The sequence below is a fragment of the Actinomadura fulvescens genome, assembly GCF_039533225.1.
GTDB lineage: Bacteria > Actinomycetota > Actinomycetes > Streptosporangiales > Streptosporangiaceae > Spirillospora > Spirillospora fulvescens.
This window is the reverse complement of sequence record NZ_BAAATD010000007.1, coordinates 362,224-382,861: the sequence shown is the minus strand read 5'-3', so window position 1 is coordinate 382,861 and position 20,638 is coordinate 362,224. Positions and strand designations below refer to the sequence as shown.

Below are 20,638 nucleotides of genomic sequence, written 5' to 3'. Positions count from 1 at the left end.
GCGGCACGTGGTCAGTGAGCGGCCTCGTCCCAGTCGCGGCCGGCGCCGAGGGAGACCTCCAGGCCCACCGTGAGCGGGTAGGCCGTGGTCATCTGGGCGTGGACGAGCTCCCGGACCCGCTCGCGCTCCCCCGGCGCGACTTCGAGGACGATCTCGTCGTGGACCTGGAGAAGGAGCCTGCTGCGCAGTCCGGCGGCGGTGAGGGCGCCGTCCACGCGGAGCATCGCGATCTTGACGAGGTCGGCGGCCGAGCCCTGGATGGGGGCGTTGAGCGCCATCCGTTCCGCGGTCTCGCGGCGCTGCCGGTTGTCGCTGCCGAGATGCGGCAGGTAGCGGCGGCGGCCGAGGATGGTCTGCGTGTAGCCGGTGTGGCGGGCCTCCTCGACCACGTGGGCGAGGTAGTCGCGCACGCCGCCGAGCCGTTCGAAGTAGGCGTCCATCAGCGGCTTGGCCTCGGACACCGCGATGCCGAGCTGCTTGGCCAGCCCGAACGCCGACAGGCCGTAGGCCAGGCCGTACGACATGGCCTTGATCTTGCGCCGCTGGTCGGCGGTGACCGCCTCCGGCGCGACCCGGAAGACCTGCGCGGCCATCGTGGTGTGCAGGTCCTCGCCGGACTCGAACGCGGCGAGCAGCGTCGGGTCCTGCGAGAGATGCGCCATGATCCGCAGCTCCAGCTGGCCGTAGTCGGCGGTCAGCAGCGCCTCGTAGCCCTCGCCGGGCACGAACGCCCGCCGGATGCGCCGGCCCTCCTCCGTGCGGATCGGGATGACCTGCAGGTTGGGCTCGATGGAGGTGAGCCGGCCGGTCGCGGCGACCGTCTGCTGGAACGTGGTGTGGATGCGGCCGCCGGCGCCGATCTCGCGGATCAGCCCGGCCACCGTCATCCGCAGCCGGGACTGGTCGCGGTGGTGCAGCAGGAGCTCGGGAAGCCCGTTGTCGGTCTGGGTGGCGAGCCAGGTCAGCGCGTCCACGTCGGTCGAGTGACCGGACTTGATCTTCTTGGTCCTGGGCAGGCCGAGCTCGCCGAACAGCACCTCCTGCAGCTGCTTGGTCGATCCCGGGTTGAACGGGTGCCCGGCGATCTCGGCGGCGTCCTCGGCCGCGCGTTCCATCGCGCTTTCGAACTGCCGCTCCAGCTCGCGGAGCAGCGCCGCGTCGACGAAGACCCCTGCCGCCTCCATCCGGGCGAGCAGGGCCGACAGCGGAAGCTCGACGTCGTGCAGGATGCCGGCCATGCCGGTCGTGCCGAGCTCGGCGGTGAACCGGCCCGCCAGGTCGAGAACGGCGCGCGCCTCGACCATGAGCCCGGCGGCGCCGTCCGCGGGCGGGCGGTAGCCGAGGTGGCGGGCCGCGAGGTCGGCGATGCCGTAGGCGGCCAGGCCGGGCAGCAGCAGGTAGGCGGCCATGGCGGTGTCGGTGGCGATGCCCTCCACCTGCCAGCCGCGCTCGGCGAAACACCTCAGCAGCGATTTCACGTCGTGCAACGCCTTGGGCCGGTCGGGGTCGGCCAGCCAGCTCGTGAAGGCGCGTTCGTCGGCTTCGGTGAGCGTTGCCGGCTCGAAGGCCGCCGCGTAGCCGTCGCCGGTCGCGAGCGCGATCCGCAGGACGTCGCCCGCGCCGCGTACCCAGGTGGTCTCGGCGGCGAGGCCGACCGGCGCGGCCCCGGTGCCCGCCGGACCGGCGCCCGCCCGCGTGCGGAGCCACTCCGCCAGCTCGCCGGGACCCAGCTCGCGTCCCTTGAGCGGCGAGGTGTCCTCGGCCGGGCCGCCGCCGCCCGCGGCTCCGGTGTCGCCAGTGGCGCCCTCGTGGGCCTTGCCGTCGCCCGGGTCGGCCGCGAAGAGCCGCTGGCGCAGGCTCGCGTTGCGGAACTCCAGCTCGTCCAGCAGCCTGGTGAAGGCCGGGAGGTCGTACGGCCGGCGCCGCAGATCGTCGAGCTCCACCGGCAGCTCGACGTCGCGGACGAGCTCGGTGAGCCGCCTGTTGAGCCGGATCGTCTCCAGCGCGTCCCGGAGCTTGTCGCCGGCCTTGCCCTTGACCTCGTCGGCCCGCTCCAGCAGCGCGGCCAGCGAGCCGAACTCGCGGATCCACTTGGCGGCGGTCTTCTCCCCGATGCCGGGGATGCTCGGCAGGTTGTCGGACGGGTCGCCGCGCAACGCCGCGAAGTCGGGATACTGCCGCGGGGTCAGGCCGTACTTCTCCTCGACCGCCGCCGGGGTGTAGCGGATCATCTCGGCCGCGGTCCGGTAGAAGTAGAGCGCCGTGACGTCGTCGCTCACCAGCTGCAGCACGTCGCGGTCACCGGTGACGATCAGCACCTGGTGGCCCGCCGCCTCCGCCCGCGCGGCCAGCGTCGCGATGACGTCGTCGGCCTCGTAGCCGGGGACCCGCAGGGTGGTCACGTTCATCGCCGCGAGCAGCTCGCCGAGGACCTTCATCTGGCTGTGGAACTCGTCCGGCGACCGCGACCGGTTGGCCTTGTAGTCGGGGAAGGCCTCGGTGCGGAAGGTCTGCCGGGAGACGTCGAACGCGACCCCGACGTGCGTGGGCCGCTCGTCCCGCAGCACGTTGGCCATCATGTTGGCGAACCCGTAGACCACGTTGGTGGGCTGGCCCGCGGTGGTGGTGAAGTTTTCCACGGGCAGCGCGTAGAACGCCCGGTAGGCGAGCGAGTGGCCGTCGAGGAGCAGCAGGCGGGGCCGGTCGGTCATGCTGCCATCTTCGCAGCTACCTCGGACAATGCGGGTATCTCCGGTCGGCGGCTAGGCGTGCGGGGTCCTGCGCAGGAGCCAGACGAGGTACGGGGCGCCGACCACGGCGGTGACGATCCCGACCGGGATCTCCGCGGGGGCCAGCAGCGAGCGGCCCACCGCGTCGGCGGCGACGACAAGGCAGGCGCCGAGGACCGCCGCCATCGGGATGACGCGGGCCGTACCGCTGCCCGCGATCCGCCGCGCCAGGTGCGGCGCGACGAGCCCGACGAAGCCGATGGCGCCCACCGCCGCGGCCGTCCCGGCGGCGAGCACCGCGCCGGCGCCCAGCAGCAGCAGGCGGGTCCGGCCGAGCGACAGGCCGAGCGAACGCGGCAGGTCGTCACCGAGGTCGAGCAGGTCGACGGCCCGGGCCGAGGCGGCCACGGCGACGGCGGCGAGCGCCGGCAGGACGAGCCAGGCCAGGGAGTCGAAGCCGCGCGCGTACGTGCTGCCCGCGAGCCAGGTCAGCGCCGAGGCGATGTTCATCTGGGCGCTGCTGACCATGACGTACACCAGCGCCATCGTGGTGGCCGCCATGCCGATCCCGACCAGCACGACCCGGGTCGGGTCGAGGCCGCCGCCGCTGCGGGCGATGAGCACCACGAGCGCGAGGGCGAGGGTGCCGCCCATCGCGGCGGCGATCGGAAGCATGATCGCGGGAGCCGCCGGGATCACCAGGATGACCAGCACGGCGCCGGCCGAGGCGCCGCCGGTCACGCCGACCAGGGAGGGTTCGGCCAGCGGGTTGCGGACGACCGACTGGACCGCGGCGCCCGCGACGGCCAGGCAGGCTCCCGCCATCGCGGCGACCAGGATGCGCGGGAGCCGGTAGGACACGACGGACTCCGCCATCGTCTCCCCGGAACCGGTCAGCACGGCGGCCAGCTGGCCCCAGCTGACACCGACGTCCCCCACGCGCAGCCCGGCCAGGATCACTCCGGCGAGCACGACGACGCCGAGCGCGAGGGCCACCGGGAAGCGGGCCCGGCCGGGCCGCGCGGCGGTGACGGCGGCGCCCGTGTCGGCGTCACCGGTGGCCACCCGCCGCGCCAGCACGATGAACACCGGGCCGCCGACCAGCGCGGTGACCACGCCGACCGGCAGCTCGCTGTATCCGGCCGACGGCGGCCGGACGAGCTGCGCGGCCGCGTCGGCGCCGAGCAGGAGCGCGGCGCCCATCAGCCCGGCCACCGGGAGCAGCGCCGCGTGCGCCCGGACGCCCAGCAGCCGCGCGGTGACCGGGGCGATGAGCCCGACGAAGCCGATCGGCCCGGCGACCGTCACGGCCGCCGCGGCCAGCAGCACCGCCAGCAGCAGCGCCGCCGGGCGGACGCGGCGCACCCGCACGCCGAGCGCCTCGGCGGTCTGGTCGCCGAGTGCCAGCAGGTCCAGTGGCCTGGCCAGCAGCGGGGCGGCCAGCACCGCGGCGGCGACCACGGCGCCGACCAGCAGCGGCCGGTCCATGTCGGCCTGGAGGAGCGTGCCGTTCCCCCAGAAGAACACGCCCTGCGTCTTCTTCTCGTCCAGGATCTGCAGGAACTCGGCCACGGCGGTCGCGGCCAGCTGAACGGTCGCGCCCGCCAGCAACACCCGGCCCGGCGTCGCCACGCTGCCGGCGATCAGTACGTACACCAGCCCGACCGCGACCACCGCGCCGGCGAACGCGGTGGCGCCCGAGCCGAGCAGCCCGGCGCTCGCGCCGGTGAACGCCAGTGCGGTCACCGCGAGGTAGGCGCCGGCGTTGGCGCCCAGCGTCTCGGGTGCCGCGAGCGGGTTGCGGGTCGCCCCCTGGATCAGCGCCCCGGAGACGCCGAGCGCGATGCCCGCCACGAGCCCGGCGAGCGTGCGCGGGATCCGGCTCCCGGTCAGGACGGCCCTGGTGTGCTCGTCCGCGTCGCCCATGAGCGCGCGCAGGACGTCACCCGTGCCCACCCCGGCGGCTCCCAGCCCGAGGTGCACGAAGACCACCGCGATGAGCGCGAGCGACACCGCGCCGCCCACCAGCAGGGCCGGTGAGCGGCGTACGGGTGCCGGAGCGGCCGCCGTCTCCGTCGTCGATCCAGCGGATGCCATGGAGCGTCAGGCCTTGAACGCCTTGGCGGCCTCGTCGAGCAGCTGGACGGCGGAGAGCGGGCCGCCGAAGTACCAGGTGCCGGGGTCGATCGGCGTCACCCTGCCCGCCTTGACGAACCCGAGGTCCTTCCAGACGGCGTTGTCCTTGAGCTTGCCGGTGAACGGGTTGTCCGTGGCACTGGCGGTATAGAGGAACGTCGCCGACGCCGGGACCTTCGTGAGGCCCTCCACGCCCACGGTGGTCATCCCCCACGCGTCGGGCTTGCCCTTCCAGCCGTTCTTGAGCCCGGCCAGGTTGAGCACCTGCGCGGCCAGAGCGTCGTCGCCGAGGAGGCGGACGGTCGGCGTGCCGTTGACGCTGAAGCCCATGGCCAGCGCGTACTCGGCGCCGCCCTTGCCCGCCTTCTCCAGGCGGCCCTTCACGGCCGCGGCCGTGGTGTCGATCTTCGAGAAGACCTCGGCGGCCTTGTCCTGCTTGCCGACCGCCTTGGCCAGCTCGGTGAACGTGCTCTTCAGGTGCTGGAGCTGCGGCTTGTCGGTGTAGGTGAACGACAGCACCGGTGCGATGGCCTTGAGCTGGTCGTAGTTGGCCTTGGACCGCGCCTCGTCGACCACGATCAGGTCCGGGGACAGCGCCCGGATCTTCTCCAGGCTCGGCTCCTGGCGCGTGCCGACGTCGGTGACCCCGGACGGGAGCCGGGCGCCGGGAGCGGTCACCCACGCGCCGTAGGTCTTGCTGTCGGCGTTCCCCACGGGGGTCACGCCGAGTGCGAGCAGTTCCTCGGTGTGCACCCATTCGAGCGACACGACCTTGGTGGCGGGCTTGGCGAGCGTCACCGGGCCGCGGGCCGTCGAGATCGTGAGGCTCCCGCCACCGCTCTTGCCGTCACCGCCCGAGCCGCCCTTGTTCTGGTCGTCGACACTGCCGCCACAGGCGGCGGCGCTGAGCGTGACGACGGCCGTGCAGCCGATCGCGAGCGCGCGGAAGAGGCTTCGCATGGGGGAACTCCTTGTGGTGCGGGGGTACTTGTGGTGCGGAGGTACGGCCTGATGAGAAGGGCTGGGGAACGGGACGGGCGGCGGCAGGGCTACCGTGCGGCGGTGTCCGCCTCCGGGGCCGGCCGCCGCGGGAAGCAGGCCAGGTATCCGGACTCGGCGTCGCGCACGACGCTGACCTCGAACCCGAAGGCCCGGCCGATGGTGCCGGGGGTGAGGACCTCGGCGGGCGGCCCGGTCGCCGTCACCCGGCCGTCCGCGATCACCAGGATCTGGTCGCCGTAGGCGGCGGCCTGCATCAGGTCGTGCAGGACGACGCCGCAGGCGATGCCGTGGTCGGCGGCGAGCCGGCGGACCACGTCGAGCACCTCGAACTGGTGCCGCAGGTCGAGGTAGGTGGTCGGCTCGTCCAGGAGGAGGATGTCGGCGCGCTGCGCGAGCACGGTCGCCAGCCAGGCGCGCTGCCGTTCGCCACCGGACAGCTCGTCCAGCCGCTTGCCCGCCAGCGGGACGGCGTCGGTGACCGACAGCGCCCAGTCGATCGACTCGGCGTCCTCGCGGGTGTGCCGGGCGAACGCGCCGCGGTGGGCGTAGCGGCCGTGCCGGACGAGCTCGCGGACCGTCACGCCGGCGGGGACGAGCGGCGTCTGCGGCAGGAACGCCAGCCGCCGCGAGAGCGTCCGGCGCGACAGCGAACGCAAGGGCTCGCCGTCGATGCGCACCTCGCCCCCGAGCGCCGGCTGCAGCCCCGCCACGGTCCGCAGGAGCGTGGACTTGCCGCAGCCGTTGGGACCGACGAGCACGGTCACCTCACCGGCGCGCAGCGCCAGGTCCACCGCGCCGAGCACGCGCGTGCCCGCGTGGCCGACGTCGAGCGCCCGCGCCTGCAGCCGGGCGCCTGTCCCGGTCAACGGGCGACTTTCCTGGTCAAGCGTCCCCTCCTGATCGCGTTCGGGTCACCATACAGAGAAAAGGTAAGGCAGACCTAACTCGCGTTCGATGGTGGGGGGCGGTTTACCCGTTCTGAGCGGGTGGCAGGATGCGGCGCGGTCCCGTCGGCGTCTTGCCCCGCTTGCGCCACTCCCTGGGGTAGCCGACCGACACCTCCTCGAAGGGGACGCCGTCGCTCCAGATCGTTCGCGGGATGTGGAGGTGTCCGTACACGACCGCCACCGCGCCGTAGCGGACGTGCCAGTCGGCGGTGCGTTCGGTGCCGCACCACTGCGCGAACTCGGGATACCAGAGGACCTCGGTGGGTTCACGGGTCATCGGGAAGTGGTTGACCAGGACGGTACGGGTGCCCTCGGGGAGGGCGGCCAGCCGGCGTTCGGTCTCGGCGATGCGCGCGTCGCACCAGGCGTCGCGGGTGGGGTACGGGTCGGGGTGGAGCAGCTTCTCGTCCGTGCACACGATCCCCGCCGCGTACGCGATCTCCAGCGCCTCCTTCTTGCTGGACGCGCCCTCCGGCCGGAACGTGTAGTCGTACAGCAGGAACAGCGGCGCGACCGTCACCGGCCCGTCCGGCCCCTCCCATACCGGATAAGGGTCTTCGGGCGTGACCACGTCCATGCTCCGGCAGAGCTCGACCAGGTGCCGGTAGCGGGCGTCTCCGCGCAGCTGGACGGGATCGTCCCTCGTCGTCCACAGCTCGTGGTTGCCCGGCGCCCAGATCACCTTGGCGAACCGTTCCCGCAGCGTGCGCAGCGCCCACTCGATGTCGGCGACCTGTTCGGCGACGTCGCCCGCGACGATGAGCCAGTCGTCCTCGTCGACCGGCCGGAGGCCGGCCACGAACGCCCGATTGTCATCGAACCCCACGTGCAGGTCGCTGATCGCGTAGAGACCGCCCATGCGCGGATCCTAAGCGACCGTGGGACGGCTCATCCTCGCGAGTGACCTGGGTCACTCGCGAGGAGTCCCGGGACGCACGGCGAACGTGCCGCCGCCGCACCCCGGCCGGTCGACGGTCAGTCGGCGACGAGCCGTCCCCTGCCTCCCTCGGACTCGCGCTGGCGACGCACGACGTACGTGCCCGGCGCGCAGCCGGACGCGCCGTGCTCGGGGTGCAGCAGATAGGCGACGGCCGAGGCCTCGAAGACGCCGATGGCCAGGCCGTCGGAGTCGGACACCCCGGTCGTCCAGCGGACCGTTCCGGGATCTCCCACCAGGGTGTGGGGGTTGCCCCCGGCCTCGCCGCGGAGCAGTTCGACGCCTTCGGCGGGCACGTCCTTCCAGGACGTCGTCGGCCAGAAGCGCACGGCGGACGCGAGGAGGGAGTGCGGGACGACGATGAGGTCGCCCTGGGCCTGGAGGCCGTCGACGACGGGGATGCTCACCGACCGCTCAAGATGGTCGAGCACGGCGAGACCGGTCTGCTCGGAGAGGGAGGCGAGGGTCACCGTCTGGGAAGTCGCGGTCATCGGAGTCGCGGTCATGGAAGTCTCAGTCATGGAAGTCACCTCAGGTTCGGCGGGACAGGAGCGAGTACTGCTCGGCGGAGAGCCCGTAGGTCCAGGCAGCGGCGGCGATCGGGTCGTCAAGGAAGCCCGGCACGGTCAGCCCGTACCTGCGGCGCCGCCCGTCCCGCTCGACCGAACCGTTGACCGCGAGCAGCACCCTGGTGCTCCTGCGCAGGTCGTAGAGCCGCAGCTCCGAGCCGGGATTGCCGGGGTCGGGCGCCACCGCGACCAGGCTGAGCCCGGCCTGCTCGATGTACGCGGGCCAGCCGATGTGCTCGATCGCGCACCGGCGCACCTCGACGTTGCGCTCCCGCTCGATGCGGCCGACACACGGATCGGTCACCACCCACGCGGGCACCTGGGCGCCGTGCCAGGCGTAGAGGTCCCAGCCGTCGGCGTACCGCACCGCCGGGCCGTCAGCGCGGTGCAGCCTGACCTCGCCGTTGTCCCCCGAGACCTCGGTGCGCAGTTCGGCGGGACGCTCTGAGACGACGCACACTTCCTCGCGAGGCCACCACCAGCCGCATGAGCGTGCCACGACCGCCCAGAGCTCCAGCAGCCGCTGCTGTTCGGAGGTGAACGTCACGCCGGCGGCCCTGCGCAGCGCTTCGTAGTGGGCCACCCATGACACGCATTGCGTACCGGACCAGGCAGTGGGGATCCGAGTCTGGCGGTCGTGCGCCGCGCGCAGTATCGCGTGCAGCGTGCTGTTCCCGGAACGCACCAGCGGTGCGTTCACTTCGCGGCGGATCAGCTGTTCCATGGACCGCTGGGTAGGCCGGACCTGTTCGTCGAGCCGCCTGCACAGGGTGTACTTCAACGTTGAGAGCTGGTGTGGCAGCGGCCATTCGGCGAAGAGTTCGATGGTCTCCCACCTGCGGGCGCCCAGCGGGACCGTCGCGAGCGCGGTGACCGGGGACGAGGCCCAGTGGAAACGTGGTGGCGCCAGGCCGATCAGGCCGTACAGCTCAATGAGGGCCGCTTCGGCGGCCGGACGGTCGGCGGGCCGCGTCGACAGCGCGTGGCCCAGCCATTCGGTGCGGATTTCGGCAGCTTCCCGCTGCACCGGGTCGCTCACCGGAGAAGGGCGTCGACGCCCCTTTCAATGATCATGCCCGCCATGGTGGCAGAACCCGCGCGGGCCGTCCAGCGATTTCCGGTCCACCATGAGAACACGCTAGAGTCCCCTTGTCGCCGCGGAGGCCGGAAGGCCCGCGCAGCGCAAGCGGAAGTGGCTCAGGGGTAGAGCATCACCTTGCCAAGGTGAGGGTCGCGGGTTCAAATCCCGTCTTCCGCTCCATCATGACCCAGGCCTCAGCCTGGGTCATTTCTTGTTGGGGCGGGGGCCCGGACGCGGTCCCCTGACGGCCGTGGCGGGCCTCGGCGCACGCGACGCCATCGGCACGGCGGCAAGGGACATCGCCGAACGTTCGACCGCCTCCCGCCGATCGCCTAGGCCGACCAGCAGGTTGGCCGCGTGCGGCGCCAGAATCTCGGTGACGCCGCGCCCGTCGTCGCCGAAGACCCCGACGATCTCCAGCAGCACATAACCGTGGATCATGCTCCACACCTGCCCGGCGATCGTGGCGGGCTCGCCGGAGCGGATCCGGCCCGCGTCCATGGCGCGGCGCACCAGCTCGACCACTTGCCCGAACGTCGCGTTGACCTCGGCCAGCTCGGTCGGAGTGCCCTCGGTCGTGAGGTCGTGCCCGATCATCGGCCCGGCCCCGGGTGCCGTGATCCCGAACATGAACCGGTAGAGCTGCGGGCGGGCCAGGGCGTACTCCCGGTAGGCGAGGCCGAGCGCGAGCAGGTCGGTGACCGGGTCGTCCGTCCGCGGCACGTCCCGCAGCCGCCGCCCGAACCGCACGAACGACTCGCGCATGACCGCCTCGTGGACGCCCGCCATCCCGCCGAAGTGGGTGTAGACGGCCATGGTGGACGCCCCGATCGCGCCTGCCAGCTCGCGGGCGTTCAGGCCTTCGGGCCCGTCGCGCTCCAGGAGCCGGATGGCGGCGTCGACGAGGCGCTCGCGCGGTCCCTCCGCTGGACGTTCGGCCATGACAATGTTATACCTCGCTCGGAGTTCGGCCGGACCACGCGCCGGCTAGGCGAGCCGCAAGGCCTTGCCGAGGGCGTCGAGCAGCCAGCGGTGACCCTGGCCGAACGAGGCGGACGTGCCGGTCACCTCGCTGAAGAGATCCCAGTAGCGGTCGATGCGCGCATCATGGTCGCGGAGCAGCTCCCGATGCAGGTAACGCCGGAACTCCGGGGTGTCCTTGCGATCGCGCCGGACGAACGCGTGGGCCTCGACGAAGCGGTCGAGCGCGGCGCCGGGCCGTGGCGGCTCCCCGGCCAGCACGGCGGGGGCCGCCAGCGCGTACGCCTCCGCGACGCCGAGCATCAGCGTGCCCTCGTCAGAGATCTCCGCCTCGGCGATGCGTTGGCGCACGCGGCGTTCGTCGCCGAACGAGCTGCCGCGGGCGAGGGCCATCATCTCGGCGAACGCGACGACCTGCCCGGGAGTCGGGTCGGCCGGGGCTCGCGGGACGGCCAGGTCCACCAGGCCCTCCATGATCTCCGGGCTCACGTGCGCGCGGACCATGCGCACCCAGAAGTCGACGATGACGCTCCGGGCCGCCGGACCCTGCGCGTGGGCGAGAAGCTCCAGGCGCGCCGCACGTTCGGCGGGGCTCGCCTGCTCCACCGCGCGCAGGGAGGCGCGGCGCCAGGCCAGGGACGCGAGCTCGGCGTCGAGCGCGGCGCGTTCGAGGGAGATCGCCTCGTCGAGCGAACGCCGGCCCGTCAGCACGCCCGCGATGGCGGGCAGGCCGAGGCCGAGACCGCGCAGCCTGCGGACGAGGCACAGCCGCTCGACCGCGTCCGGATCGAACCGGCGATGCCCGCCGCTGCTGCGTCCTACGGTGAGAATGCCCTCGTCGCAGTAGAACCGGATCGTCCGCACCGGCACGCCGGTGAGCCGGGAGAGCTCACCGATGCCGAGGGACTGATCACCGTTCATCGCAACTGGGCCTCCGCCGCGGCGAGGAGCTCCTGGATGCGCAGGCCGTGCCGGGCGTCGAGCGGATGGCCTCCGCCCGCGCGCACGGTCGCGGCGAATTCGGCGATCATCGTGGTGAACGCGTCCTCGCCGACCTTCGACCAGTCGAGCTGCGCGTTGCCGCGCCGCCCGTACACCTCGACGCGCGCGGGCGGCAGCTCCCCCACACCCGCCATCGAGACCGAGGCCTCGCTGACCGCGCCGTTCTCGTGTTCGAGCAGCAGGCCGACCCAGCGGAGGGGGTCGCCGTGCGCGCGCACCCCGGTCACGCGGCCGAGCGAGGCGTCGAGGAGGTCGATGATGTGCGGGCCGAGGTCGAGCAGCGCGCCGCGTTCGAGCCGCCACGGCGTGGCGAACGGCCCGCCGGCGAGCACCGAGGAGACGAACGAGCCGTACCCGCCGAACGGCTCCAGCCCGGGCACCTCGGCGAGGTAGGACCGGGCGGCGCCGGAGTAGCGGATCGTGAAGACCATCTGGGAGGCCACTCCGGCCTCGTCGACGGCGTCGGTGAGGCGGCGAGCGCCGTCCAGGTCCATGGCCAGCGGCTTTTCGAGCAGGACCGCCCTGCCCGCCCGGGCGGCCTTCGCCGCGAGCTCGGCCTGCACGTCGGGCGGCACCGAGAACGCGACCGCCTCGCAGGCGTCGAAGAGCTCCTCGATCCGCGTGAAGGCGGGCACGCCGTACTTGGCGGCCAGCTCCGCCGAGGCCTCCGGACGCCGGGCCCAGATCCCCGCGAGCCGCGTGTCAGGGCCCGCGGCCAGCCCGGGCGCGTGCACCAAGCCCGCCCAGGGACCCGCCCCGACCAGCCCCACCGATACCGGATCGCCCACGGGTCCCGGTCCTCCCATCGCCACCGTTTCGCTCACCCCACGAGCCTAAGGGTTCGCTCCTTCCGGGAGCCCGTGGGACCGGCCCGCCCGGGAGACCGACAAGGACATGGCCGCCGCGACGAGGCAGATGACGCCGGCGCCCCACCAGGCCATCGTGTACGTGCCGAACGAGGTGCGCAGCGCGCCCGCCGCGGCGGCGGCCACGGCCGCGCCCAGCTGGTGCGCGGCGAAGATCCAGCCGAACACGATGGTGCCGCGCGCGGCGCCGAACACCTCCCGGGTGAGCGCGATGGTCGGGGGCACGGTCGCGACCCAGTCGAGCCCGTAGAAGACGATGAAGACCACCATGCTGGGGTGGATCGACGAGCCGAACAGCACCGGCAGCGCCAGCAGTGACAGCCCGCGCAGCGCGTAGTACCAGCCGAGCAGGACCCGGCTGTCGACACGGTCGGTGAGCCAGCCCGAGGCGACGGTGCCCACGATGTCGAAGACCCCCACGAGGGCGAGCAGTCCGGCGGCGGTCGTCTCGGGCATGCCGTGGTCGTGGGCCGCCGGGATGAAGTGGGTGCCGACCAGGCCGTTGGTCGAGGCGCCGCAGATGAAGAAACCGCCTGCCAGCAGCCAGAACTCCTTGGTGCGCGAGGCGTCCCGCAGCGCGCCGAGGGCGACGCGGGCCGCGTCGCCCTTCACCTCGGGCTCCGGCTCGGCGACCGTGGCCCCGTACGGCAGCAGCCCCACGTCGGCGGGGCGTTCCCGCAGCACGAGGACGACCAGTGGCACGACGGCGAGCGCGGCGACCGCGACGGTGACCGACGCCGAACGCCAGCCGTGCTGCTCCACCAGCCAGGCCAGCGCCGGGAGGAAGATCAGCTGGCCGGTGGCTCCCCCGGCCGTGAGCACGCCGATGACGAGCCCCCGATGGCGGGTGAACCAGCGGTTGGCCACGGTCGCCGCGAAGACCATCGCCATCGACCCGGTGCCCATGCCCACGAGCACGCCCCAGCAGAGCACGAGCTGCCAGCTGGCCTCCATGAAGACGGTCAGCCCGCTGCCCGCCGCCACCAGCGTCAGCGCGGCCGAGGTCACGCGCCGGATGCCGAACCGTTCCATCAGCGCGGCGGCGAACGGGGCGGTCAGGCCGAACAGGACGAGGTTGACCGAGACCGCCAGCGACGTCGTCGCGCGCGACCAGCCGAACTCGTCCTGGAGCGGCACCATCAGCACGCCCGGCGTCGCCCGGAATCCGGCCGCGCCGATCAGGGCGACGAAGGCCACGGCGGCCACCGGCCAGGCCCGGTGGACGCGGAACCCGCGGCGGGGCCCGGGCTTGCGGGCACGGTCCTGCGAGGTATTCAGCACCCGCACACTGTGCCTGACCTGCCCCGGTATGCGACACTGGCTGGATTGCCAATGTTCCGGAGGATTCGGCCATGAGCGGTCCGCACCGCGTCGCGGTCCTCGCCGTGCCGCCCGTCGTGCCCTTCGACGTCTCGATTCCGGACCTGGTGCTCGGAGGATCGGAGCACGAGGGGCGGCGGCTGTACGACGTGCGGATGTGCACCGCCGCGCCCGGGGTGATCAAGACGTCCGCCGACTACGGCCTGGCCGTCTCCCGTGGCCTGGAGGTGCTGGAGACGGCCGAGACGATCGTCGTGCCGGGGACGCACACCCGCGAGCCGATCGACCCGGGCGTCCTGGACGGGCTGCGCCGGGCCGCCGCCGACGGGCGCCGCATCGTGTCGATCTGCACGGGCACCTTCGTGCTCGCGGCGGCCGGGCTCCTCGACGGGCACCGCGCGACGACGTACTGGCGGCGGGCGGAGGAGTTCGCGGCGCGCTATCCGGCCGTGGACCTGGATCCGAGCGTGCTCTACACCGACGGCGGGCAGATCCTGACCTCGGCGGGCCTGGCCGCGGGCATCGACCTCTGCCTGCACATCATCCGGAAGGACCACGGGGCGGCCGTCGCCAACGCCGCCGCCCGCCGCGTGGTCGTCGCGCCCGTACGTTCCGGCGGCCAGGCCCAGTTCATCACCGCGCCGCGTTCCAGCCGCGCGGACGGCGACGGTCTCGCCCACACGCAGGCGTGGGCACTGGAACGGCTCGACCGCCGCCTCACCATCGACGACCTCGCCAGGCAGGCACGGACGAGCGGCCGCACGCTGACCCGGCGGTTCAGGTCGGAGACCGGGCTCAGCCCCCTCCAGTGGCTCCTGCGCCAGCGCATCGACCGCGCGCGGGAACTCCTGGAGACCACCGCGCTGCCGATCGACGAGGTGGCCCGGGCCAGCGGGCTCGGCAGCGCCGACTCCCTGCGAGCCCACCTGGTCCGCCAGGTCGGCCTGACCCCGACGGCCTACCGCGCCACGTTCACCCAGCGGGGGCAGGGCTCGCCCTAGGGCACGGAAGCCCCGCTCAAGGCCGGCACGCTCCGGCCGCCCTAGGACTCGGGAGCCTGCTCACGGCGGGCACGCGCCCGCCGTTTGCCCTCGTGCATCGCCTGCACGCGGGCGATCGGAATGCCGTGCCCCTCCTCGATCAGCTCGGCGGCGAGCCGCTGCGGCGCGGGCATCAGCCGGGCCCAGGGGTCGCCTTCGGCGATCAGCTGCCCGGCGGTGCGGAGCGTGAAGTCGCGCGGGCCGACGTTGTCCAGCTCGTCCCAGGCGACGGGGAACGACACGGGCGTGCCGGGCCGGGTCCGCGGGCTGTAGGCGGCGACCACGGTGGCCCCGCCGGCGCGGGTGGAGTCGATGAACACCTTGCCCTCGCGGTCTTCCCGGATGAAGGCGGTCGTGGCGAAGGACGGATCGAGCCGTTCGGCACGCGCCGCGATCGCCCGCGTGACGGCGGCCGCGTCCTCCGTTCCCACTCCCGTGATCGGCACGAACACGTGCACGCCCTTCGCGCCGCTGGTCTTGACCGCGCCCTCCAGGCCGGAGTCGGCGAGGGCCTGCCGCACCAGATGCGCCGCCCGGACGGCCATCTCGAACGTGTCCCCGGACGGCGGGTCGAGGTCCAGGACCAGATGGGTGGGCCGGTCCAGCTCCTCGGCAAGCATCAGCGTCGGGTGGTATTCGACGGCGCGCTGGTTGGCGAACCAGACGAGCGTCCGCCGGTCGTCGCACAGCGCGTAGGACACCTGGCGTTTCGACGACTCCGCCCAGAGCGTCACGGTGCGCACCCACGGCGGCGTGTACTTGGGAACGTTCTTCTGCATGAACGGCTCCCCGCCGCGGTGCACGCGGATCACCGACAGCGGCCTGCCCGCGAGCTCCGGGACGAGCCGGTCCGCGATGGTGTCCAGATAGTCCACCAGGTCACGCTTGGTCGCCTCGGCCCCGTCGAACAGAGGCTGGTCCAGGTTGCTCAGCGGAACGCCCGCGCGCTCCTCACCGCCGGCCATCGGGCCGCTCGCGGAGTATGCCGTGGGTCACAGTCACTTGAACCTCCACCCGACTGGAGCTCCTACGTTACGAGCACGACTTGAGGAGGAGTATATGAGGGCACCTGACGCGCGGCGGCTCACCGAGGGACTGCTGCTGCAGACGGCCGGTCTCGCGGAGGCCGTGACGGACGCGCACCCGGGCACGTGGATTCCCACCTGCCCCGAATGGTCGCTGCGCGAGCTGGTCGAACACGTCGGCCAGGCACAACGCTGGGCGGCGGCGCTCGTGGAACAACGCGCCGCCGAGCCCGTGCCGCTGGAACCCGTCATCGGCCTGGACGCGGGAGACTGGCCGGAATGGCTCCGGGCCCAGGCCGAACGCCTCACGACGGCCGTCCAGGGATGTGACGTGGAGGTGTGGACGTTCCTTGGGCCGCGGCCCGCCGCGTTCTGGCTCCGCCGGATGCTGCACGACACGTCCGTTCACCATGCTGACGCCGCGCTGGCCCTCGGCCGTCCCTACGAGCCGGCACCCGACCTGGCCGCCGACGCGATCTGCGAGGGCCTCGACCTGCTCTCGTCTCCCCAGGCCGAGGTGCTCAATCCCAACTTCAAGGCACTCTGCGGCGGCGGCGAGGCGCTCGCGCTCCGGGCGGCCGAGGCCGGCATCGACGGGTGGGTGATCACCCGTACCCCCACCGGCGTGACCTGGGAACGGGGGAACGGCGCGGCGAACGTCGTCGTGTCGGGCGGCGTGACCGACCTCCTCCTGGTCATCACCCGCCGCCTCCCGCCTGACGACCTGCGGGTCGAGGTGATCGGCGAACGCCCGCTCCTCGACCACTGGCTGGAGCACACCGCGTTCGACGGCGCCGGATAGGGGCTGCTGGGAGTGACTAGGGGTGGTGTTAACGTCACGGACATGGTGACGCCCGTTGAGCCCCCGCCCGAGCCGCCGGAGTCGCTCACCGACCCGCGCGAGCTGCTCCTGGGATACCTCGACTTCTACCGGGACGCGGTGCTGCGCAAGCTCGACGGCCTGCCGGAGGAACGGCTGCGCACCAGCGTGCTGCCGTCCGGATGGACGCCGCTGGAGCTCCTCAACCACCTTGCTCACGTGGAGACGCGGTGGCTCAGCTGGGGGTTCGCGGCCGAGCCGGTCGACGAACCCTGGGGCGACCACGGCCCGGACGACCGGTGGCATGTGCCGGACGGCAGGTCGGCCGAGGACGTGAAGGCGGCCTTCACCGCGGCGTGTGCGCGGTCGCGCGAGATCGTCGCGGCGGCGCGGCTCGACGACCTCGCCGCCACGGGCGGGCGCTTCGACGGCTCGGGGCCCGTCCCGTCGCTGGCGTGGATCCTGTTCCACGTGCTGCAGGAGTACGCGCGGCACGTCGGCCATCTCGACGTGACGCGCGAGCTCATGGACGGCATGATCGGCGAGTGAGATCCTTGTCCCGGACGCGCCGGGCCCGTGCGGAGGCCGCACGAACCTCGATCAAGGAGGGCGCATGAGCCGATCGCTGCGCGACGCCGCCGCGGACCTTCAGCAGGAGCTGGTCCGGCTGCGGCGGTCCCTGCACCAGGAGCCCGAGCTCGGACTGGACCTGCCGCGCACGCAGGAGAAGGTCCTGGCGGCACTGGCGGGCCTCCCGCTTGAGGTCTCCACGGGCAAGGGCCTCACATCGGTGACGGCGGTGCTGCGCGGCTCCCGCCCGGGCCCGACGGTGCTGCTGCGCGGTGACATGGACGCGCTGCCGGTGACCGAACGCGGCGACGCCGAGCTGATCTCCCGTACGCCCGGGGCCATGCACGCCTGCGGCCACGACCTGCACACGACCATGCTCGCGGGCGCGGCACGGCTGCTGTCGGGGCGGCGCGACGAGCTCGCGGGCAACGTCGTCTTCATGTTCCAGCCGGGCGAGGAGGGCGCGGGCGGCGCCCGGATCATGATCGAGGAGGGCGTGCTCGACGCCGCCGGCGAACGACCCGTCGCCGCGTACGCGCTGCACGTGCTGTCGGCGGGCCTCCCCGCCGGGATCTTCGTCAGCCGGCGCGGCCCGATCATGGCGGCGGCCGACCGGCTGCGGGTGACGGTGCGCGGCGCCGGCGGGCACGGCTCCACCCCGCACCTCGCCAAGGACCCCCTTCCGGCCGCCTGCGAGATGGTCACCGCGCTCCAGGTGATGGTGACCCGCGACTTCGACGCGTTCGACCCGGTGATCCTCACCATCGGCACCTTCCACGCCGGGACGACCGACAACGTCATCCCCGACGAGGCGCACTTCGCGGGCACGGTCCGTTCGTTCTCCGCCGCCGCGCACGAGCGGCTCAAGGACCGCTCGGTCGAGGTGATCAAGGGCATCGCCGCCGCGCACGGCCTGAAGGCCGACGTGGACTATTTCCAGGACTACCCGGTCACGGTGAACGACCACGGCGAAGCGGACTTCGTCGGCGACACCGTCCGGGAGGCGTTCGGCGAGGAGCGCTACTTCACCGCGCCCAACCCGCTGCCCGCGTCAGAGGACTTCTCGTTCGTCTGCGACGAGATCCCGTCGGCGTTCGTGGCCATGGGCGCGTGCCCGCCTGACCGCGATCCGGGGAAGGCGGCGTTCAACCACTCCCCCGACGCCGCGTTCGACGACGGAGTGCTGGCGGACGGCGCCGCCCTCTACGCCGAGCTCGCCACCCGCCGCCTGGCTTCAGCCTGAGCCGCCTTGCCGCCCGGAACGCCCGCCGCCTGATACTGACCCGGCGCGCGAAGTGACAACCCCTCGCTTCGGGGAATGACGATCGACATGATCGGGGAGCACGTCCTCATCGGCTACGCCCGCGACACGGGCGGGCGAGAGGCACTGGAGCTGGCCCAGGCCATCGTCGGCCTGACGGGCGGCAAGCTCACGGTGGCCTGCGTGTACGCGCCGGACCGCCCGGCGGCCGCGGGCGAGGCCCACACGCTCCTCGACCAGGCCCTGGACGTCCTCGACGGAATCCCCGCCGAGGCGGCCGTCCACGAGAGCCGGAGCGTCGGCCGCGGCCTGTCCGTCCTGGCCAGCAGGATCGGCGCCGACATCATCGTGGTGGGCTCCACGAGCGGCGGCGCCCGGGGCCGGATCAACGTGGGCAGCACCGCCGACCACCTGCTCCACGCGTCCACCGAGGCGGTCATGCTGCCGCCCGCGGGCTACGCGCCGCCAGAAGAGCTCAGCCGGATCACCGTCGCCTACGTACGCCGCCCGCAGTGCGACGAAGCCGTCATCAGGGCGGCCCAGGCCGCCCTCGCCCTCGACGTGCCACTGCGCCTGCTCACGCTCAACGTCGACGACGCGCGCCCCGACCCGCTGCGGGACGATCTGGCCCTGGCGATCCGGCTCGCCCGCGACGCGTCCGGCCTGCCCGCCGAAGCCGTGACGGCCGAGCTCGCCGAGGGCGACGACGTGGCCGACGCCCTGGACGACGTCGACTGGCCGGAGGGCGAACTGCTCGTCTGCGCCAGCAGCGAGGACGCCGGCGCGCACCGGGTGTTCCTCGGCGAGGTGGCGCTCAAGGTGCTCCGCGCGGCGCCGTGTCCGGTGACCGTGCTGCCGAGGGGCTACTCCTGACATAGTCACGCCCGACTACTGCCTTACTAGTCCAGATCGACCGTTTCATCCGATAGCGCTTGCCCCCTGCTCTTTACCTCGGCTACATTCCACCGAGATCGGAGCGTGACCTCCCAGGGCGCTCCGACCCGGGTCGGGGCCCTCAGCCGATCCGGCAGGGGCTGCAAGGAGCGAAATGGACCCGGTCGGCAAAAAGCTGCTCGACATCGCCAAGAAAGAGCTCGGCTATACCGAGAAGGGCGACGGCTACACCAAGTTCGGCGACTGGTACGCCAAGAACGTCGACAGCGACCACGACTCGTACTTCAAGACGGCGCCGTGGTGCGACATGTTCCTCGCGTGGGCCGCCGACAAGGCCGGGGTCACCGACGCCGCGGGTCAGTTCGCCGCCACCGTCGACCACGCCAAGTGGTTCAAGAAGCAGGACGCCTGGGGCAAGAAGCCCGAGCCCGGCGCCATCGTCTTCTTCGACTGGTCCGGGTCCGGCGACATCGACCAGATCGACCACGTGGGCATCGTCGAACGCGTCGAGGGCGACACGCTGCACACCATCGAGGCCAACGCCCAGGGCTACAAGCTCATGCGCATGGAGCGCTCCGTCGACCAGGTCGTCGGCTACGGCTTCCCCGGCAAGGTCAAGACCGCCGCCAAGTACACCCCCAAGCACGCCGCCCCCGCGCCCTCCGTCCAGAACCTCGCCCCCGACACCGGCACCACGGGCAACCTCCACAAGGAGAACGTCCCCGAGTCGCCCCTCCCCTCCCAGGAAGTGATCCTCGGCGGCCTCCTCGCGTTCATCCTCTGCGGCACCGTCGCCCTGGCCGCCGGCAAGGCCGCCGCCGCGATGGCGCCCACCTCTCCCCCGGTCCGGGTCCGCAAGCGCGGCAAGCACCACCGCCCCTCCACCCCGGTCCAACTGCCCGCCGAGGTCACCCCCGCCGACCTGGACGCCGCCGACACCGCAACGACGATCATGCCCGCGCTCTCCCTCGCCGCCGCCCACGAGGCCGAGGACCGCGAGTTCTGGGGCCGCATCGCCCCTCTCAAGGAGGACGACGAGCTCGCGTTCTGGGATTCCCTGCACGCCGAGAGCACCCTCTCCAGCCGCGGCGAGTACGCAAGCACTCCGGGATTCCGCTAAACTCAACCCTGCGCCGCTGAGGAAGCGGCACGCGGACGTGGCTCAGTTGGTAGAGCATCACCTTGCCAAGGTGAGGGTCGCGGGTTCGAATCCCGTCGTCCGCTCTGAGAGGCATTGCGGCGCAACGCCTCGCTCGGTGGAGTGGCCGAGAGGCGAGGCAACGGCCTGCAAAGCCGTGTACACGGGTTCAAATCCCGTCTCCACCTCAACGCGCATGTCGCGGCAAGGGCGATTAGCTCAGTGGGAGAGCGCTACCTTGACACGGTAGAGGCCACTGGTTCAATCCCAGTATCGCCCACCACAAACCCACAGCCCCATCCCACACCAGGGACCGGGGC

General features: G+C 72.6%; 18 protein-coding genes and 4 tRNA genes. 10 read left to right on the top strand and 12 right to left on the bottom strand.

Going from position 1 to position 20,638, the window contains the following annotated elements:
* Positions 1–11: 11 nt before the first annotated feature.
* The 7 genes from polA to ABD333_RS26780 all read right to left on the bottom strand — a co-directional run bounded on the left by polA (position 12) and on the right by ABD333_RS26780 (position 9,359).
* The gene (gene polA, locus ABD333_RS26810; protein ID WP_344545249.1) at positions 12–2,711 is read right to left on the bottom strand and encodes a DNA polymerase I; all 2,700 of its coding nucleotides are present in this window, start codon (positions 2,709–2,711) and stop codon (positions 12–14) included.
* A 51-nt stretch (positions 2,712–2,762) separates the two neighbouring features.
* A complete protein-coding gene (locus tag ABD333_RS26805; RefSeq protein ID WP_344545248.1) occupies positions 2,763–4,826 on the bottom strand; it encodes an iron ABC transporter permease in 2,064 nt (687 codons plus the stop codon).
* A gap of 6 nt (positions 4,827–4,832) precedes the next feature.
* A complete protein-coding gene (locus tag ABD333_RS26800; RefSeq protein ID WP_344545247.1) occupies positions 4,833–5,825 on the bottom strand; it encodes an ABC transporter substrate-binding protein in 993 nt (330 codons plus the stop codon).
* 89 nt (positions 5,826–5,914) lie between these two features.
* Positions 5,915–6,733 (bottom strand): ABC transporter ATP-binding protein, encoded by an 819-nt coding sequence (locus ABD333_RS26795; protein ID WP_344545246.1) that lies wholly within the window; start codon positions 6,731–6,733, stop codon positions 5,915–5,917.
* A gap of 103 nt (positions 6,734–6,836) precedes the next feature.
* Entirely contained in the window at positions 6,837–7,673 is an 837-nt protein-coding gene (locus ABD333_RS26790) for a metallophosphoesterase family protein (RefSeq protein WP_344545245.1), read from the bottom strand.
* Positions 7,674–7,789: 116 nt separating this feature from the next.
* On the bottom strand, positions 7,790–8,272 hold the full coding sequence (locus ABD333_RS26785) for a hypothetical protein (protein ID WP_344545244.1): 483 nt from the start codon (positions 8,270–8,272) through the stop codon (positions 7,790–7,792).
* A gap of 10 nt (positions 8,273–8,282) precedes the next feature.
* Positions 8,283–9,359 carry a DUF6745 domain-containing protein gene (locus ABD333_RS26780; protein ID WP_344545243.1) on the bottom strand — a complete coding sequence of 359 codons (1,077 nt, stop codon included), beginning with the start codon at positions 9,357–9,359 and terminating at the stop codon, positions 8,283–8,285.
* Positions 9,360–9,506: 147 nt separating this feature from the next.
* Here ABD333_RS26780 and ABD333_RS26775 point away from each other — a divergent pair.
* A tRNA-Gly gene (locus tag ABD333_RS26775) sits at positions 9,507–9,581 on the top strand.
* A 24-nt stretch (positions 9,582–9,605) separates the two neighbouring features.
* Here the strand turns inward: ABD333_RS26775 and ABD333_RS26770 are convergent.
* The 4 genes from ABD333_RS26770 to ABD333_RS26755 are packed head-to-tail and all read right to left on the bottom strand — an operon-like array spanning position 9,606 to position 13,531.
* A complete protein-coding gene (locus tag ABD333_RS26770) occupies positions 9,606–10,343 on the bottom strand; it encodes a TetR/AcrR family transcriptional regulator (RefSeq protein ID WP_344545242.1) in 738 nt (245 codons plus the stop codon).
* Between the two features lie 45 nt (positions 10,344–10,388).
* Positions 10,389–11,303, bottom strand: a complete 915-nt coding sequence (locus ABD333_RS26765) for a helix-turn-helix domain-containing protein (RefSeq protein ID WP_344545241.1) — start codon at positions 11,301–11,303, stop codon at positions 10,389–10,391.
* On the bottom strand, positions 11,300–12,208 hold the full coding sequence (locus ABD333_RS26760; RefSeq protein WP_344545240.1) for a Gfo/Idh/MocA family protein: 909 nt from the start codon (positions 12,206–12,208) through the stop codon (positions 11,300–11,302). The genes ABD333_RS26765 and ABD333_RS26760 overlap by 4 nt, the downstream gene beginning before the upstream one ends.
* A 9-nt stretch (positions 12,209–12,217) precedes the next feature.
* Complete coding sequence (locus ABD333_RS26755) at positions 12,218–13,531, bottom strand: MFS transporter (protein ID WP_344545239.1); 1,314 nt, start codon at positions 13,529–13,531, stop codon at positions 12,218–12,220.
* A 71-nt stretch (positions 13,532–13,602) separates the two neighbouring features.
* On the opposite strand from ABD333_RS26755, the gene ABD333_RS26750 reads away from it, so the two are divergent.
* The gene (locus tag ABD333_RS26750) at positions 13,603–14,571 is read left to right on the top strand and encodes a GlxA family transcriptional regulator (RefSeq protein WP_344545238.1); all 969 of its coding nucleotides are present in this window, start codon (positions 13,603–13,605) and stop codon (positions 14,569–14,571) included.
* A 41-nt stretch (positions 14,572–14,612) separates the two neighbouring features.
* Here the strand turns inward: ABD333_RS26750 and ligD are convergent, their stop codons facing one another.
* A complete protein-coding gene (ligD, locus tag ABD333_RS26745; RefSeq protein WP_344545237.1) occupies positions 14,613–15,575 on the bottom strand; it encodes a non-homologous end-joining DNA ligase in 963 nt (320 codons plus the stop codon).
* A 94-nt stretch (positions 15,576–15,669) separates the two neighbouring features.
* Between ligD and ABD333_RS26740 the strand changes: the two genes are divergently transcribed.
* The 8 genes from ABD333_RS26740 to ABD333_RS26705 all read left to right on the top strand — a co-directional run bounded on the left by ABD333_RS26740 (position 15,670) and on the right by ABD333_RS26705 (position 20,601).
* Positions 15,670–16,437 (top strand): maleylpyruvate isomerase family mycothiol-dependent enzyme, encoded by a 768-nt coding sequence (locus tag ABD333_RS26740; protein ID WP_344545236.1) that lies wholly within the window; start codon positions 15,670–15,672, stop codon positions 16,435–16,437.
* Between the two features lie 42 nt (positions 16,438–16,479).
* The gene (locus tag ABD333_RS26735) at positions 16,480–17,004 is read left to right on the top strand and encodes a DinB family protein (RefSeq protein WP_344545235.1); all 525 of its coding nucleotides are present in this window, start codon (positions 16,480–16,482) and stop codon (positions 17,002–17,004) included.
* Between the two features lie 64 nt (positions 17,005–17,068).
* Positions 17,069–18,268: a M20 metallopeptidase family protein gene (locus ABD333_RS26730; protein ID WP_344545234.1), complete on the top strand. Its 1,200-nt coding sequence runs from the start codon at positions 17,069–17,071 to the stop codon at positions 18,266–18,268.
* A 75-nt stretch (positions 18,269–18,343) separates the two neighbouring features.
* Positions 18,344–19,159, top strand: a complete 816-nt coding sequence (locus tag ABD333_RS26725; protein ID WP_344545233.1) for a universal stress protein — start codon at positions 18,344–18,346, stop codon at positions 19,157–19,159.
* Between the two features lie 175 nt (positions 19,160–19,334).
* Positions 19,335–20,300: a CHAP domain-containing protein gene (locus tag ABD333_RS26720; protein ID WP_344545232.1), complete on the top strand. Its 966-nt coding sequence runs from the start codon at positions 19,335–19,337 to the stop codon at positions 20,298–20,300.
* A gap of 31 nt (positions 20,301–20,331) precedes the next feature.
* Positions 20,332–20,404, top strand: a tRNA-Gly gene (locus tag ABD333_RS26715).
* A 31-nt stretch (positions 20,405–20,435) separates the two neighbouring features.
* Positions 20,436–20,506 (top strand) — tRNA-Cys (locus tag ABD333_RS26710).
* Positions 20,507–20,526: 20 nt separating this feature from the next.
* A tRNA-Val gene (locus ABD333_RS26705) sits at positions 20,527–20,601 on the top strand.
* The last annotated feature ends 37 nt before the right edge of the window (positions 20,602–20,638 follow it).

Coding starts and splice junctions, on each gene's coding strand:
- polA (WP_344545249.1), bottom strand. CDS start 2,711: ATGACCGACCGGCCCCGCCTGCTGCTCCTCGACGGCCACTCGCTCGCC.
- ABD333_RS26805 (WP_344545248.1), bottom strand. CDS start 4,826: ATGGCATCCGCTGGATCGACGACGGAGACGGCGGCCGCTCCGGCACCC.
- ABD333_RS26800 (WP_344545247.1), bottom strand. CDS start 5,825: ATGCGAAGCCTCTTCCGCGCGCTCGCGATCGGCTGCACGGCCGTCGTC.
- ABD333_RS26790 (WP_344545245.1), bottom strand. CDS start 7,673: ATGGGCGGTCTCTACGCGATCAGCGACCTGCACGTGGGGTTCGATGAC.
- ABD333_RS26785 (WP_344545244.1), bottom strand. CDS start 8,272: ATGACTGAGACTTCCATGACCGCGACTCCGATGACCGCGACTTCCCAG.
- ABD333_RS26770 (WP_344545242.1), bottom strand. CDS start 10,343: ATGGCCGAACGTCCAGCGGAGGGACCGCGCGAGCGCCTCGTCGACGCC.
- ABD333_RS26765 (WP_344545241.1), bottom strand. CDS start 11,303: ATGAACGGTGATCAGTCCCTCGGCATCGGTGAGCTCTCCCGGCTCACC.
- ABD333_RS26750 (WP_344545238.1), top strand. CDS start 13,603: ATGAGCGGTCCGCACCGCGTCGCGGTCCTCGCCGTGCCGCCCGTCGTG.
- ligD (WP_344545237.1), bottom strand. CDS start 15,575: ATGGCCGGCGGTGAGGAGCGCGCGGGCGTTCCGCTGAGCAACCTGGAC.
- ABD333_RS26740 (WP_344545236.1), top strand. CDS start 15,670: ATGAGGGCACCTGACGCGCGGCGGCTCACCGAGGGACTGCTGCTGCAG.
- ABD333_RS26735 (WP_344545235.1), top strand. CDS start 16,480: ATGGTGACGCCCGTTGAGCCCCCGCCCGAGCCGCCGGAGTCGCTCACC.
- ABD333_RS26730 (WP_344545234.1), top strand. CDS start 17,069: ATGAGCCGATCGCTGCGCGACGCCGCCGCGGACCTTCAGCAGGAGCTG.
- ABD333_RS26725 (WP_344545233.1), top strand. CDS start 18,344: ATGACGATCGACATGATCGGGGAGCACGTCCTCATCGGCTACGCCCGC.
- ABD333_RS26720 (WP_344545232.1), top strand. CDS start 19,335: ATGGACCCGGTCGGCAAAAAGCTGCTCGACATCGCCAAGAAAGAGCTC.